Annotated in this window: 13 protein-coding genes; 4 read left to right on the forward strand and 9 right to left on the reverse strand. The window is 62.1% G+C overall.

Annotated features, from left to right (window positions below; translation table 11 throughout):
- The first annotated feature begins 21 nt into the window (after window positions 1-21).
- Window positions 22-882, forward strand: a complete 861-nt coding sequence (locus REH34_RS10140; protein ID WP_226503075.1) for a MurR/RpiR family transcriptional regulator — start codon at window positions 22-24, stop codon at window positions 880-882.
- Window positions 883-984: 102 nt separating this feature from the next.
- Here the strand turns inward: REH34_RS10140 and REH34_RS10145 are convergent, their stop codons facing one another.
- The 9 genes from REH34_RS10145 to edd all read right to left on the reverse strand — a co-directional run bounded on the left by REH34_RS10145 (window position 985) and on the right by edd (window position 12059).
- Window positions 985-2289 (reverse strand): carbohydrate porin, encoded by a 1305-nt coding sequence (locus REH34_RS10145; RefSeq protein WP_409373319.1) that lies wholly within the window; start codon window positions 2287-2289, stop codon window positions 985-987.
- A gap of 157 nt (window positions 2290-2446) precedes the next feature.
- Entirely contained in the window at window positions 2447-3607 is a 1161-nt protein-coding gene (locus REH34_RS10150; protein ID WP_226503073.1) for an ABC transporter ATP-binding protein, read from the reverse strand.
- A 3-nt stretch (window positions 3608-3610) separates the two neighbouring features.
- Complete coding sequence (locus tag REH34_RS10155; protein WP_226503072.1) at window positions 3611-4456, reverse strand: carbohydrate ABC transporter permease; 846 nt, start codon at window positions 4454-4456, stop codon at window positions 3611-3613.
- Window positions 4449-5357 carry a carbohydrate ABC transporter permease gene (locus REH34_RS10160; protein WP_226503071.1) on the reverse strand — a complete coding sequence of 303 codons (909 nt, stop codon included), beginning with the start codon at window positions 5355-5357 and terminating at the stop codon, window positions 4449-4451. The genes REH34_RS10155 and REH34_RS10160 overlap by 8 nt, the downstream gene beginning before the upstream one ends.
- Window positions 5358-5568: 211 nt before the next feature.
- Window positions 5569-6855, reverse strand: a complete 1287-nt coding sequence (locus REH34_RS10165; RefSeq protein WP_226503070.1) for an ABC transporter substrate-binding protein — start codon at window positions 6853-6855, stop codon at window positions 5569-5571.
- Window positions 6856-7017: 162 nt separating this feature from the next.
- Window positions 7018-8433 (reverse strand): ATP-binding protein, encoded by a 1416-nt coding sequence (locus tag REH34_RS10170; RefSeq protein ID WP_311972067.1) that lies wholly within the window; start codon window positions 8431-8433, stop codon window positions 7018-7020.
- A gap of 46 nt (window positions 8434-8479) precedes the next feature.
- Window positions 8480-9208, reverse strand: a complete 729-nt coding sequence (locus REH34_RS10175) for a response regulator (RefSeq protein WP_226503069.1) — start codon at window positions 9206-9208, stop codon at window positions 8480-8482.
- 74 nt (window positions 9209-9282) lie between these two features.
- Window positions 9283-10236 (reverse strand): glucokinase, encoded by a 954-nt coding sequence (locus tag REH34_RS10180; RefSeq protein WP_226503068.1) that lies wholly within the window; start codon window positions 10234-10236, stop codon window positions 9283-9285.
- A complete protein-coding gene (gene edd, locus REH34_RS10185) occupies window positions 10233-12059 on the reverse strand; it encodes a phosphogluconate dehydratase (protein WP_311971561.1) in 1827 nt (608 codons plus the stop codon). The genes REH34_RS10180 and edd overlap by 4 nt, the downstream gene beginning before the upstream one ends.
- A gap of 266 nt (window positions 12060-12325) precedes the next feature.
- Between edd and gap the strand changes: the two genes are divergently transcribed.
- The 3 genes from gap (at window position 12326) to REH34_RS10200 (ending at window position 14944) form a co-directional block, all read left to right on the forward strand.
- Complete coding sequence (gene gap, locus REH34_RS10190; RefSeq protein ID WP_311971562.1) at window positions 12326-13327, forward strand: type I glyceraldehyde-3-phosphate dehydrogenase; 1002 nt, start codon at window positions 12326-12328, stop codon at window positions 13325-13327.
- A gap of 90 nt (window positions 13328-13417) precedes the next feature.
- Window positions 13418-13936, forward strand: a complete 519-nt coding sequence (locus tag REH34_RS10195; RefSeq protein WP_226503065.1) for an RNA polymerase sigma factor — start codon at window positions 13418-13420, stop codon at window positions 13934-13936.
- A gap of 51 nt (window positions 13937-13987) precedes the next feature.
- Window positions 13988-14944 carry a FecR family protein gene (locus REH34_RS10200; RefSeq protein WP_226503676.1) on the forward strand — a complete coding sequence of 319 codons (957 nt, stop codon included), beginning with the start codon at window positions 13988-13990 and terminating at the stop codon, window positions 14942-14944.
- Window positions 14945-14950: the final 6 nt, after the last annotated feature.

Here is a 14950-nt window from a genome sequence, read left to right on the forward strand (position 1 = left end):
TTCCCCCAACCAGGAGACACCATGGACCGCGCGCGAAACCTTCTGGAGCAGATCAAAGGTCGCCTGGAAGAGCTCAACAAGGCCGAGCGCAAGGTGGCCGAAGCCATCTTGCTCAACCCTCAGCAGGCCACACGCTTCAGTATCGCCGCCTTGGCTCAGGCGGCCAAGGTCAGCGAACCGACCGTCAACCGCTTTTGCCGCTCGTTCGGGGTCAGTGGTTATCCCGAACTCAAGCTGCAACTGGCCCAGAGCCTGGCCAGCGGCGCCGCTTATGTAAGCCGCGCCGTAGAGGAGGATGACGACCCGGCGGCCTATACGCAAAAAATCTTTGCCAGCGCCATCGCCTCGCTGGACAGCGCCTGCCAGCAATTGGACCCGGCGCTGGTCAGCCGCGCCGTCGACATGATGATCCAGGCGCGGCAGATCCACTTCTTCGGCCTCGGCGCTTCAGCGCCGGTGGCCATGGATGCGCAGCACAAGTTCTTCCGCTTCAACCTGGCGGTCACCGCCCACGCCGACGTGCTGATGCAGCGCATGCTCGCATCGGTGGCCCATACCGGCGAGCTGTTCGTGATCATTTCCTACACCGGGCGTACCCGCGAGCTGGTGGAAGTGGCGCGCACGGCGCGGGAAAACGGCGCGTCAGTGCTGGGCTTGACGGCCATGAACTCGCCGCTGGCACAGGCTTGCTCGATGAGCTTGAACATCCCGCTGCCCGAAGATACCGACATCTACATGCCGATGACCTCGCGCATCATTCAGTTAACCGTACTCGATGTGCTGGCCACAGGCATGACCCTGCGTCGCGGCACTGACTTCCAGCCGCATTTGCGCAAGATCAAAGAGAGTTTGAACGCCAGCCGCTATCCGGCGGAGGAGTGAATAGCAGGCTCACCGCGTAACGGCCTTCGCGGGCAAGCCTTGCTCGCGAAGGGCCATCGAGACGAACGGGAAAGGGATTGCCCCTTCCCCGCTTTTACATCCTCAGAAGCTCGACTGAATCTTCAACCCGGCAACGATGGCATCGTCGACCTTGTCGATACCTCCAGGGTGCTTTACGTACTGCAGGTTGGGCCGCACGGTAAGCCAGTTGGCCAGGTGGAAGCCGTAGTAGATCTCGGCGTTGTACTCGGTGCTCTGCACCGGCAGGTAGCCTGGGTTGTCATAGTCGGTGATACCGCTCAAATCATTGACCAGACGGCGTTGATCCTGGGCGTCGTCGTTGACGTGGATACGCGCCACACCGATACCGATGTCATCCTTGGGACGCGCATCGAACGGGCCCTTGTAGGTGAAACCGAACTGCTGGTAGTTATCGATGTAGTTGGTGGCCTTGTCGTGCACCGTGGCGTTGGCGAAGATGCTCAGGCCGCGGTTCTTGTCACCGTTGTGCGTGGTCAGCTGTTGCTGCGCCACGACCCACCAGCCGTGCTTGCTGTCGTGAGACTTGTATGCACCGCCGGAGATCGGCTGGGCCTGACCGTCGGCGCCTTCGTAGACGTCGTCAGCATTGGCCGAGCTCTTGTAGTAGCCCACGCGGTATTCGCCAGGCAACTGATTGATCTTCGGCGTCCACACCAGTTCGACGGGCAACAGCACGCCCTTGGTGCCGCTACCGCTGAGCTTGAAGCCGTTCTGGCGGTCCAGGTTCGACGGGTTCTGCTCGAAGGCACCGATCTGTGCGTACACGTCCGGGGTCAGCTTGTACTTCACGCGCAAGGCCCACTGGCTCACTGGCCAGTTGTACCAGACGCCGCCCACCCAGTTACCCACCTGCGAACCGCAGAAGGCCAGGTTCTGGAAGTCGCACGGGAAGCTGTTGAACTCCTCGCCCGGGCCGAAGCGGCCGACTTTGACGTCCAGCGCGCCGTCGAAGTATTTCTGCTTGATCCACATCTGGGTCAGGCGGTAGGTCTGGCCGCGCCCCCATACCTCTTGGGACGAGCTGAAGGTGCCGCCACGCGGGTCGCCGATACGGTCGTTGGAAATGTTGCGGCCGCTACGCTCGGTGATGGTGATCTTGGCTTCGGCGTCGTTCCAGCCGAGGATTTTCTGCAGATCGAACTTCACGCCCAAGGCGAACTGGTCGCTGTAGCGCGCCGTGGTGTCGTGGTCGTAGCCGCCCTTGAGGTTGCTGCCGACTTCGCCCACGTACTCCAGGGAAAAATCGTAGCCCTTGTTCAGCAGCTCGGTACGCGTGCCGCCCCAGTCGCCGGACATCCATGGCGAATTGGCGTCAAACGCGTCGGTCGCCTGGGCCGTGCCCGCAAGCCCCAACGCTCCGAGCATCGACAGCCGCCCGATCAACTGCAATCTGGCGGGTGCCTTGGTGGTGTACTTGTTCATCCTTTGCGTCCTCGTTTTATTGTTATTAGCCCCAACCCTTCAAGCCGGGGCGTGCTGCAGTGACAACTCGATGGGCAAATGACAGGCCATTCGCCGGTTTTCAACGACCCTTGAACTGCGCGACGTTACCGGCGCGGGGTGCAGACTGCGGCTGGCCGACAACCCCCAGACGTTCACCGCTCTTGGCGTCGAACAGCAACACCTTGCTCGGATCGAACTGCAGGTTGAGGGTCTCGCCTACCTGTGGCGCCATGTCCGGTGCCAGGCGGCAACAGACTTTGGTCTGATTGAGCGTGACGAACACCAGGGTGTCCGGCCCAGTGGGTTCGATCACCTGCACTTCGGCGCGAATGCTCGGCAACTCGCTGGCATCACTGCCCACCAGGCCGATCTGCTCCGGGCGCATGCCGAGGATCACTTCGCGATCCTCGAGGCCGGCCTCGTCGATGCCCAGGGCCAGTTCGCAACGCGCCTGGCCGCTGTCGAGCAGCGCCACGAGGCGGCCGTCCTGGCGTTGCAGGCGCAGGGGAATGAAGTTCATCGGCGGCGAACCGATGAAACTGGCGACGAACAGATTGGCCGGATCGTTGTAGATGTCCTTGGGCGTTCCGAATTGCTGGATGATGCCGTCCTTCATCACCGCCACCTTGTCGCCCAGGGTCATGGCCTCGATCTGGTCGTGGGTGACGTACACGGTGGTGGTCTTGAGACGCTGGTGCATCAGTTTCATTTCAGTGCGCATTTCTACCCGCAGCTTGGCGTCCAGGTTGGACAGCGGCTCGTCGAACAGATAGATCTTCGGCCGCCGCGCCAACGCGCGGCCCATGGCCACACGCTGCTGCTGGCCACCGGACAGCTGGCCCGGTTTGCGGCCCAGCAGGTGCTCGATCTGCAACAGCTTGGCGACTCGGGCGACTTCTTCTTCGATGGCCGCCGGGGCCATCTTGCGAATCTTCAGGCCGAAGGCGATGTTCTCGCGCACCGTCATGGTCGGGTACAGCGCATAGGACTGGAACACCATGGCGATGTCGCGATCCTTGGGGCTCATGCCGCTGATGTCGCTGTCGTCCACCAGGATCGCGCCGCCGGAGATATTCTCCAGGCCCGCGATGCAGTTCATCAGGGTGGATTTCCCACAACCGGACGGACCGACCAGAATCAAGAACTCACCGTCGTTGATCTTCAGTTCGATATTTTTCAAGGTGTCCGGCAAACCGCTGCCGTAGGTCTTGTTTACATTGCGCAGTTCAAGCGTTGCCATGTTCTACCCCTTGACCGCGCCGGCAGCGAGCCCACGCAGGAAATACTTGCCCGCCAGTACATACACCAGCAGTGTCGGCAGCCCGGCGATCATCGCCGCGGCCATGTCTACGTTGTATTCCTTGACCCCGGTGCTGGTGTTGACCAGGTTGTTGAGCGCCACCGTGATCGGCTGCACATCACCACTGGCGAACACCACGCCGAACAGGAAGTCGTTCCATATCTGGGTGAACTGCCAGATCAGGCAGACCATGATGATAGGGATCGACATCGGCAACAGGATCTTGTTGAAGATGGTAAAAAACCCAGCCCCGTCCAGCCGCGCCGCCGCCACCAAGGCACCGGGCACGCTGGTGTAGTAGTTGCGGAAAAACAGCGTGGTGAAGGCCAGGCCGTAGACGATGTGCACCAACACCAGACCCGTAGTGGTGTTGGCCAGACCCAGCTTGCCGAGGGTGAAGGACGCCGGCAGCAGGACGGTCTGGAACGGCAGAAAGCAGCCGAACAGCAGCAGGCCGAAAAACAATTGCGAGCCGCGGAAGCGCCACATCGACAGCACGTAGCCGTTGAGCGCGCCGATGAAGGTCGAAATCAATACGGCCGGTACGGTGATCCTCACTGAGTTCCAGAAATACCCGCCGACCGTGTCCCAGGCCTTGATCCAGCCAATGCCGGTGACCACAGCCGGCCAGCTGAGCAGATTGCCGGTGCGGATGTCGTCGGGCGACTTGAAGCTGGTCAGCAGCATGACCACCAGCGGCACCAGATACACCGCCGCCGCAATCAGCAGAACGGTGTAGATGGCCACGCGGCTGAGGCTCAGCGGCGTGCGTTGTGGACGATCACTCATGGCGCTTGCCTCGCAGTTCGGAGTACAGGTACGGCACCAGGATCGTCAGGATCGCGCACAACATCAGAATCGCACTGGCCGAGCCCATGGCCATCTGGCCGCGGCTGAAGGTGAAGGAATACATGAACATCGCTGGCAGGTCCGAGGAGTAGCCGGGGCCGCCTGCGGTCATCGCCGCCACCAGGTCGAAACTCTTGATGGCGATGTGCGCGAGGATCATGAAGGCACTGAAGAATACCGGGCGCAGGCTGGGCAGCACGATGCGCAGATAGATGGTCGGCAAGCTGGCGCCATCGACCTGAGCGGCGCGGATGATCGACTGATCGACGCCCCGCAGTCCGGCCAGGAACAACGCCATGACGAACCCCGACGACTGCCACACGGCAGCGATCACCAGGCAATACACCACGCGGCTCGGGTCGACCAGCCAGTCCATGCGAAAACCGTCCCACCCCCAGTCACGGAGCATCTTGTCGAGGCCCAGGCCGGGGTTGAGCAACCACTTCCAGGCGGTGCCGGTGACGATCATCGACAGTGCCATGGGGTACAGGTAAATCGTGCGAATGAAGCCTTCGCGGCGAATGCGTTGGTCGAGCAGTACGGCCAGGAACACGCCAAGCACCAGGCTGATGGCGATGAACAGGAAGCCGAATACCGCGAGGTTCTTGCTGGCGACCCACCAGCGATCGTTGTCCCAGAGCCGAGCGTATTGCGCCAGGCCGACCCACTTGTACGTGGGCATGAAGCTGGAGCTGGTGAAGGAAATCACCGCCGTCCAGAGGATGTAACCGTAGAAGCCGATCAGCACGATCAGCATGCTGGGCGCCAAGACCAGCTTGGGCAGCCAGCGTTGCAGCGCGTCGAACGGCGAAGCTTTGCTGGACACAGCGACAGAGCTCATCAACGTGATCCCGTAGTCAAACCAAATAGAACCTGCCGGACGTTCCCCTGCATCCCCCTACAGGATGCAAGCGAGTGAAAGCTCCGACAGGGGTGAACTGGGTGCCTGGCTTCAGGGCCTCTTCGCGAGCAAGCTTCGCTCCCACAGCTGTACACCGCTCAACTGTGGGAGCGAGGCTTGCCCGCGAAGGGCCCGCCGCCGCTCCTGAGCCTTACTGAGCCGCCTTGATCGACGCCGCCAGCTTCTTCGCGGTTTCCTGCGGATCGGCTTTCGGATCGTTGATGTAGTTGGTCACCGTATCGAAGATCGCGCCTTGCACGGCCAGGTTGGTGGCCATGTTGTGCGCCATGCTCGGCTGCAGGCCCCCGGTCTTGTCGTCGGCAAGGAAGTCCTTGGCGGCGGTCTGGGCGCAGGAGTCGAAGCCGTACTTGCTCATGTCGTTCAACATGTCGGTACGCACCGGGATCGAGCCCTTGTTGATGCTGAAGACTTTCTGGAAGTCTATGCCCAGCGCGACCTTGGCCAGATCTTGCTGGGCCGCCGTGGTGGTCTTGTCCTTCTGGCTGAACATGGCCAGCGAGTCGATGTTGTAGGTGAAGGCATTCTGGGTGCCCGGGAACGGCACACACTCGTAGTCCTTGCCAGCGACCTTGTGCGCCGCAGTCCATTCGCTCTTGGCCCAGTCGCCCATCATCTGCATGCCGGCCTTGCCATTGATCACGTCGGCAGCGGCGATGTTCCAGTCACGCCCGGCGCGATTGGGGTCCATGTAGGTGGCGACTTTCTTCAGTTCGGTGAAGGCCTTGACCATCTCCGGGCCGGTAAGGGTTTTCTGGTCGAGGTCGACGAAGGCCTTCTTGAAGCCCTCCGGGCCCATGACCGAGAGCACCACGTCTTCGTAGACGGTGCTGTCCTGCCATGGCTGGCCGCCATGCGCCAGGGCGATGAAGCCCGCCGCCTTGAGCTTGTCGCCGGCGGCATAGAACTCTTCGAGGGTGGTCGGCGCCTTGGCGATCCCGGCCTTCTTGAACACCTCAGGGTTGATCCACAGCCAGTTGACGCGGTGGATGTTCACCGGCACGGCCACGTAGTTGCCTTCGTACTTGACGGTGTCGGAGACTTTCTTCGACAGCAGGCTGTCCCACTTCTCGTCCTTGGCGACCTCCTTCAACGCGTCGGTGTCGAGCAAGCCGGTGCTGGCCCACTCCTGAATATCCGGGCCCTTGATCTGCGCGGCACCCGGCGGGTTGCCCGCCACGGCGCGGCTCTTCAGCACGGTCATGGCAGTCGCACCGCCACCGCCTGCGACGGCGCCGTCCTTCCAGGTGAAGCCGTCTTTTTCGACTTGGGCTTTAAGGACATCGACCGCTGCCTTTTCACCACCGGACGTCCACCAGTGAACGACCTCTACAGTGCCTTTGGAATCGGCAGCGAGGGCGCTGAGCGGGAACAAGGAAGCCAGGGAAACGACAGTAGCGAGGCGAGAAATCGCATTCATTTGATTACCTTTCTTGTTGTTATACCGGGGCAAGTCTGTGCTTGCGCTGCGAGGAGTCTAAACAGGATTCGGCAAAACGCACGTAACGAATCGCTGTCGGAATGTCACCATGCTGTGACATTTGCGTTGAGGCTGCCCGCGAAGGCCGTCAGTGATCGCCCATCACCCCCTCGGTAACACCAAAGTGACGCGCAAACCACCTTCACGCAGATTCTGCAGCGTCACCTCACCCCCATGGCTATGGGCGATATTGCGCGCAATCCCCAGCCCCAGGCCATAGCCCTGCTGACCGCCGGCCAGGCGAAAGTGCGGTTCGAACACCTGCTCCAGGCGCTGCTCCGGCACGCCGGGGCCTTCGTCGTCGACATGCAGGGTAAAGACCTTGCCGCCATCCTCGATGCGCACATGGGCGCGCTTGCCGTACTTCCTGGCGTTATCGATCAGGTTGCCGATACAGCGCTTGAGCGCCAGCGGCTTGCCCGAATACGGCCTGCGCGCCCGGCCATCGAGGGTCACGGTGCCGTTGCCCAAGGGCGACAGAAACGGCTCGACCAAGCAGTCGAGTACGTGGTTGAGGTCCACCGGCTCGATGTTTTCGTGGATATCGGTGTCCTTCACGCATTGCAGCGCGCCCTTGACCAACAACTCCAACTCGTCGAGGTCGCGGCTGAAGCGCGCCTCGAGATCCGGGTCTTCGAGCAGCTCTACACGCAAGCGCAAACGGGTGATGGGCGTGCGCAAATCATGGGAGATGGCACTGAACAACTGACTGCGCTCGGTGAGGTAGCGGCTGATGCGTTCGCGCATCGCGTTGAAGGCCCGGGCCACCTCCACCACCTCGCTGCCGCCGCCCTCGGTGACCGGCCCATCGACTGCGGGGCCATCCACCTCGGCGCCCAGCGACAACTCCCGCGCAGCCCGGGCCAGGCGCTTGAGGGGGCGACTTTGCCAGTGCACCAGCAGGCCGATGAACAACAGCAGGAAAGCGCTGGTCATGACGATAAAGGCCACCTGCTGCGCCGGCAGCCCTTGCTCCTCCAGACTGGTGTAAGGCTCGGGCAGCAAGGAGGCGATGTACAGCCACTCGCCCTCCCCCAGTTCGATCTGGGTGACCAGGATCGGCGGATTGACCGGCTCCAGGGTCAAGGCGTAGTGGGCCCAGGAACGCGGCAGTTCTTCAAGCTTGAGGCCGCTGTTGAAGATGCGCAAATCGTCGGGGGCCACGAATTGCACCGAGACATCCACCTGGTCGCCGAGCTTGGCGCGCAGGATTTCACCGACGCTGTCGATGACCGCGTCCTTGCGCGGCGTGCGCGGCAACACGTTCATGTCCAGAGGCTTGTCGTTGAGGGTCACCACGAAGCGCGTACCGCCCATGCTGCGCAGCTGTTCAAGGACCATCGGCCGGTAAGCCACCGGCAGCGAGCGAATGTAACTGACGCTGGCGACCATCGAATGGGCCAGGCTGCGGGCGCTGGTAACCAGGCCTTCGAGCTGGGTGGCGCGCAATTGCGCCACCCAGATCACACTCGACAACGCCTGGGCCAGTAGCACCGCCAGCAGGGTCAGCAGCAACATGCGCCCGAGCAGCGAGCGCGGCAGGCGTGGCTTGGGCAGGCGCAGTTCAGGCAGGCGCAACGCTGGCCGCCAGTTGATAGCCGCTGCCACGCACGGTGCGGATCAGCCGAGGCGGCTTGTCGATATCACGCAGGCGCTGACGCAGGCGGCTGACCGCCATGTCGACGATGCGATCCAGCGGCATCGGTTCGCGCCCGCGGGTGGCATTGCCGATGGTGTCGCGATCGAGAATCTGCTGCGGATGATCGAGAAACAGCTTGAGCAAGGCGAAATCGGCCCCCGAAAGCACCACCTCTTCGCCGTCGACGTGAAACAACCGATGGCTGACCATGTCCAGGCGCCATTCGTCGAACGCCAGCACATCGCTGCTGGCATTGGACGATTGACTGAACGAGCAGCGGCGCAGCAAGGCCTTGATGCGCGCTTGCAGTTCTCGGGGGCTGAAGGGTTTGCCCAGGTAGTCATCGGCACCCAGCTCCAGGCCGATGACCCGATCGGCCTCGTCGGAGCTGGCGGTGAGCATGATGATCGGCACCTGGCCATGACGCGGATGGGCCCGCGTCCAGCGGCACAGGCTGAAGCCGTCTTCGTCGGGCAGCATCACGTCGAGGATGACCAGATCGGTAGGGTCAGCGGCGTTCAGCGCTTCGCGAAAACCCCGTCCGTCCGCCGTTGTGCGCACGGCAAAGCCGGCACGACTGAGGTAGACCTGCAGCAGTTCGCGGATTTCCTGGTCGTCATCGACCAGCAGGATCGATTTGCCGGCAGTGCTCACATGACCGTCCTTGTGATTCGCTTATTGTTATCCGCCGGGTCGAAGCGCCCGGCTGTCTGGTGCTGATTAGACGCTCAAGCCAGGGTCTGTTGCAAGGCCACCCCAGCGCCCAGCAGGCCCGAGAACTCGGCGGTCACGACCCATACCGGAATGCCCTTGAAGTAATCGCTCATGCAGCCCTTGTCGGCGAAGCTTTGGGCAAAGCCGCTGGTGAGGAACAGCTTGAGGAAACGCGGGATCACGCCGCCGACGATATACACCCCGCCACGACCGCCCACGGTGAGGACATTGTTGCCCGCCACGCGGCCGAGGAAGCGACAGAACTGCTCGACGGTGGCCAGCGCCACCGCTTCCCCCGCCAAGGCGCCTTCGCTGACTTCAGCCGGGGATTTGTGCGTGGGGGTATGGCCATCGACGGCGCAGATTGCCTGGTACAAGCGCAGCAGACCGCCACCGCTGAGGATGGTTTCGGCACTGACATGGCCGATATCGGCCTCGATGTGCGCGCGCAGCTGTGACTCGCGCGCGTTGCCCACCGGCAGATCGACATGCCCGCCCTCGCCCGGCAACGCCAGCCAGTGCTCGCCCAGATTCATCAGGGTGCCCACACCCAGTCCGGTGCCAGGGCCGATGACCACGGCCGGGCGCGACGGGTCCGGATCGCCTTGGCAGACGGTCTGGTACTCATCGGGCTTGAGCCGGGTCATGCCCAGGGCCATGGCGGTGAAGTCGTTGATCAGCGACAGGTGCTCGACCTGCAGGGTCGCGCAAAACGCCTTGCGGCTGATGCGCCAGTGGCTGTTGGTGAAACGGAACTCGTCGCCGCTGACCGGCCCGGCCACCGCCAGGCAGACCGCGCCGATATCGCCCTTGTTCAGACCGAGGTCCTGCAGATACACGCCAATGGCGTGCTCAGGGCTGGTGTAATCGGCGGTCGGGAAGACCCGAACCGAATGTAATTGTTGTTCTTCCCACAACGCAAAACGCGCGTTGGTACCACCGATATCACCTACCAGCGCCAGTTTCATTGCAGCGATTCCAAACTCGAAGTAAAGGCACAGGCACCTTGTTCTGCCGAGCTGAACGCCTGGCGCATAAAGCCAAACAGTTCACGTCCGCAGCCCACGCCATTGGCCAGGGTGCCGACTGCCGGGGTGCGCGCGGCCAGCGTCTGGGCGTCGACTAGCACCTGCAAGGTACCGGCGACGCCATCGACGCGAATGATATCGCCGTCTTCGACCAACGCCAATGGTCCACCGCTGGCAGCTTCGGGGCTGACATGGATGGCCGCCGGGATTTTGCCCGAAGCACCGGACATCCGCCCGTCGGTCACCAGCGCCACTTTGAAGCCGCGATCCTGCAGCACACCAAGGAAAGGCGTCATCTTGTGCAATTCAGGCATGCCGTTGGAGCGCGGCCCCTGGAAGCGCATCACCGCAACGAAATCCTTCTCCAGCTCGCCGGCCTTGAAGGCGTCGGCCAGCTCTTGCTGATCCTGGAACACCCGGCACGGCGCTTCGACCACCTGATTTTCCACCGCCACCGCCGAGACTTTCATCACCCCGCGACCGAGGTTGCCTTGCATCACTCGCAGACCACCTTCGGCCGAAAACGGATTGCGGACGGGGCGCAGGATAGTTTCGTCGAGGCTCTCGATCGGGCCGTCGCGCCACTCCAGTTTGCCTTCTACCAGGAACGGCTCCTGGGTATAGCGGCTCAAACCACGCCCGGCCACGGTGTTGACGTCTTCATGGAGCAGCCCGGCTTCGAGTAGCTCGCGAATCAAGAATGCCATGCCGCCCGCGGCCTGGAAGTGGTTGATATCGGCCTTGCCATTCGGATACACGTGGGACAGGGTCGGTACCACTTCGGACAAATCAGCCATGTCCTGCCAGGTCAGCTGGATGCCCGCAGCCATCGCGATGGCCGGCATGTGCAGCGTGTGGTTGGTCGAGCCGCCGGTGGCGTGCAGGGCAACGATGGAGTTGACCAGGGATTTTTCGTCGACGATCTCGCCCAACGGCATGAAGTTGCCGCTGGCCTTGGTCAGGCGCGTGACTTGATGTGCGGCCTCGTGAGTCAGGGCATCACGCAGCGGCGTATTGGGGTTGACGAACGAAGCGCCCGGCAAGTGCAGGCCCAGCACTTCCATCAACAACTGGTTGGTGTTGGCGGTGCCGTAGAAGGTGCAGGTGCCAGGGCTGTGATAGGACTTCATCTCCGACTCGAGCAGCTCTTCGCGGCTGGCCTTGCCTTCGGCGTAGCGCTGGCGCACGTCGGCCTTTTCCTTGTTGGAAATACCCGACGGCATCGGCCCGCCCGGGACGAAAATGGTCGGCAGATGGCCAAAACGCAGCGCGCCCATCATCAATCCCGGCACGATCTTGTCGCAGATCCCCAACAGCAGCGCGCCGTCGAACATGTTGTGCGACAACGCCACGGCGGTAGACAGCGCGATGGTTTCGCGGCTGGCCAGGCTCAGCTCCATGCCGGCCTCGCCCTGAGTCACACCATCGCACATGGCCGGCACGCCACCGGCGAACTGCCCGACCGAACCGATCTCACGCAGCGCCTGCTTGATCTGCGCCGGGTAGGTTTCGTAGGGCTGGTGGGCCGAGAGCATGTCGTTATAGGACGACACGATGGCGATGTTGGCGGCGTTCATCATGCGCAGGCTGTGCTTGTCCTCGGGACCGCAACCGGCCACTCCGTGAGCAAAGTTGGCGCATTGCAATTTGCCACGCTGCGGACCGTCTGTAGCTGCCTCTCGGATCAGCTGCAAGTAACGATCGCGTGTGGCACGGCTGCGGTTTATCAGCCGTTCGGTGACCTCGAGAACGCGGGGATGCATGGGAAAACTCCAGGCTTTTGGGGCGACCTCTGCGGCAGATTCACAAGTTTCACTCGTCGGGCCGATACAACGTCTAGGCTCGAAAAGGATCCAGAAAAGGTGCCGTACCGGTCACTCGTTGTAGATAGAACAAAATATTGCCATTAAAAAGGCTTGTTTTCTATTTCTATGCGAATAATCTTGTAATTCCAACAACAAAACCAGATTCAGTGTCCCGTGCGCTCGTGGCCCGATCACCTTACAATCTGTCTGACAGTAGGTACCCCATGACTATTCGCATCGCAATCAACGGTTTTGGACGCATCGGTCGTAACGTCCTCCGTGCACTGTATACCCAAGACTATCGCCAGCACCTGCAAGTCGTCGCCATCAACGACTTGGGTGACAGCAAGATCAACGCTCATCTGCTCAAGTACGACACCGTACACGGCACGTTCGATGCCACGGTAGAGCATGATGAAGAAAGTCTTACCGTCAATGGTGACCGTATTACGGTCAGCGCCATTCGCAATCCGGCCGAGCTGCCGTGGAAGGCCCAGCAGATCGATGTGGTATTCGAATGCACCGGTTTCTTCACCGACCGCGACAAGGCCGCCGCGCACCTGACAGCCGGTGCCCGCAAAGTGATTATCTCCGCACCGGCCAAGGGCGCCGATGCCACCGTTGTGTACGGCGTCAACCATGACGTGCTGCGCCAGTCGCACCAGATCATCTCCAACGCCTCGTGCACCACCAACTGCCTGGCCCCGGTCGCCCAGGTACTGCACCGCGAGCTGGGCATCGAGCAAGGCCTGATGACCACCATTCACGCCTATACCAATGACCAGAACCTGATCGACGTGTACCACACCGACCCGTACCGCGCGCGCTCGGCCACCCAGTCGATGATCCCGAGCAAGACCGGTGCCGCCGAGGCCGTGGGCCTGGTGCTGCCGGAACTGGCGGGCAAGCTGACCGGCATGTCGGTACGCGTACCGGTGATCAATGTGTCGCTGGTCGACCTGACCCTCAATGTCGGCAAACAGGCCAGCAGCGAAGAGATCAACGCGCTGCTCAAGCAGGCCAGTGAACAATCGAAGATTCTGGGCTACAACACCCTGCCGCTGGTCTCTACCGATTTCAATCACAACCCGCTGTCGTCGATCTTCGACGCCAATCACACCAAGACCAACGGCAAACTGGTCAAGGTCATGGCCTGGTACGACAACGAATGGGGTTTCTCCAACCGCATGCTCGACAACTGCCTGGCACTCTGCTCCGCCGAGTGACGATTTCCCCAGGTAAAGGTTCAGGCAACGCTTGACGCGAGTGGCGGATGATAAGCATTATCATCCGCTACCTCGTCGTTCGGTATTACCGTGAGCCAGTCCCACTTCAACTCGGTGTTCATCGCCCAGCGCCTGGTGCTGCTGCGCACCTTGCAGCGCATGGTCGACAACCCCAGCACCGCCGAAGACCTGCTGCAGGAGACCTACCTGCGAGTCGCGCGGGCGCTGAACGAGCGCCCCATCACCCACCTGGAGCCGTTCGTGTTCCAGACCGCACGCAATCTGGCCCTCGATCACCTGCGCGCACGGCGCCTGCAGGAACGTACGCTGCTGGAAGATGTGTCTACAGATGTGCTACATAATGTTGCAGCGCCCGGAAGTTGCGCCGAAGATGCCGCCCATGCCGAGCAATTGCTGCAACGCCTGAGCAGCAGCCTGTCGAAGCTGAGCGAACGCCAGCAACGGATTTTCATCCTCAGCCGCCTGCAGGGTGCCAGCTATGTCGACATCGCCGAAGCGCTTCAGGTATCGGCCAGCACGGTGCAGAAGGAACTCAAATTGATCATGGCCATCTGCATGGGTATCGCCGAGCGCATGGAAGCGCCATGAATCTGATCTGGCACTCGCTGCCGAGGAAACGTCTTGATTGATCCTGACACCCTGCCCGCGTCCGGGGCAGCCACCCACACCTGCAGTGGCGAGCTGGATCCGGCCGTCGATCAAGCGCTGGACTGGCTGATCCGCCTCGAAAGCCCCAGCGCTGAAGAGTGCGTGGCTTTCGATGCCTGGCTGGTGGCCGCGCCCGAACATGCGGCCGCGTTCGCCAAGGCCGCCGCGTTATGGCAGGGGCCATCAGTGCGCCAGGCGGCGGAGATCTTACAGACGCGGCGCACGCCACACCTGCCTCGGCGCCTGGCGGCTTACTGGAAACCCTTGGCGACAGCGGCCGTGCTGGTAGTCGGCATATTGAGCTTCAGCAATCTGCCGATGCGCCTGCAAGCCGATCATCTGACCCAGGTGGGCGAGCGTCAGCGGCTGGAACTGCCGGACGGCTCCAAGGTGCTACTCAACACCCATTCGGCCATCGCCTCGACTTTCGATATCGATCACCACCGCACCCGACTGCTGCAAGGCGAGGCGTTCTTCGAAGTCAATGGCAACCCGGCGTTGCCGCTGGAGGTCCAGGCCGGCCCGGTGCTGGCCAGCGTGCATGACACCGCGTTCGCGGTGAGCTACCTGGACGGTGAGGCCCAGGTCAAGGTGCAGCGCGGCAATGTCGACTTGCAAGCCAACGATACCCAAAGCCTGCGCCTGAGCGCCGGTGACAGTATCCGCATCGGCCCCCAGGGCTTCGCTCGGCGCGAACACATGGACCCGGCGGTTGACCTGGCCTGGGTGCAAGGCCGCCTGGTGTTCGAAGACCGCCCGTTAGGCGAGGTGCTGACCGAGTTGCGCCGCTATTACCCTGGCTGGATCGTCAGCCGCAATGCCCAGCTGGACGCCCTGAAGGTCACCGGCAACTATCGCCTGGATCAACCGCGGGATGTGTTGCGTTCGCTGGCGCATGTGACCTCGGCCAGGCTGCAGGAGTATCCGGGGTTGGTGATTCTCAACTGACATTTG

The organism is Pseudomonas baltica (genome assembly GCF_031880315.1).
GTDB lineage: Bacteria > Pseudomonadota > Gammaproteobacteria > Pseudomonadales > Pseudomonadaceae > Aquipseudomonas.

Excerpts from the sequence above, each read along its gene's own strand:
- REH34_RS10160 (WP_226503071.1), bottom strand. The coding sequence starts at position 5,357 with ATGAGCTCTGTCGCTGTGTCCAGCAAAGCTTCGCCGTTCGACGCGCTG.
- REH34_RS10145 (WP_409373319.1), bottom strand. The coding sequence starts at position 2,289 with ATGCTCGGAGCGTTGGGGCTTGCGGGCACGGCCCAGGCGACCGACGCG.
- REH34_RS10140 (WP_226503075.1), top strand. The coding sequence starts at position 22 with ATGGACCGCGCGCGAAACCTTCTGGAGCAGATCAAAGGTCGCCTGGAA.
- REH34_RS10150 (WP_226503073.1), bottom strand. The coding sequence starts at position 3,607 with ATGGCAACGCTTGAACTGCGCAATGTAAACAAGACCTACGGCAGCGGT.
- gap (WP_311971562.1), top strand. The coding sequence starts at position 12,326 with ATGACTATTCGCATCGCAATCAACGGTTTTGGACGCATCGGTCGTAAC.
- edd (WP_311971561.1), bottom strand. The coding sequence starts at position 12,059 with ATGCATCCCCGCGTTCTCGAGGTCACCGAACGGCTGATAAACCGCAGC.
- REH34_RS10170 (WP_311972067.1), bottom strand. The coding sequence starts at position 8,433 with ATGTTGCTGCTGACCCTGCTGGCGGTGCTACTGGCCCAGGCGTTGTCG.
- REH34_RS10180 (WP_226503068.1), bottom strand. The coding sequence starts at position 10,236 with ATGAAACTGGCGCTGGTAGGTGATATCGGTGGTACCAACGCGCGTTTT.
- REH34_RS10165 (WP_226503070.1), bottom strand. The coding sequence starts at position 6,855 with ATGAATGCGATTTCTCGCCTCGCTACTGTCGTTTCCCTGGCTTCCTTG.
- REH34_RS10155 (WP_226503072.1), bottom strand. The coding sequence starts at position 4,456 with ATGAGTGATCGTCCACAACGCACGCCGCTGAGCCTCAGCCGCGTGGCC.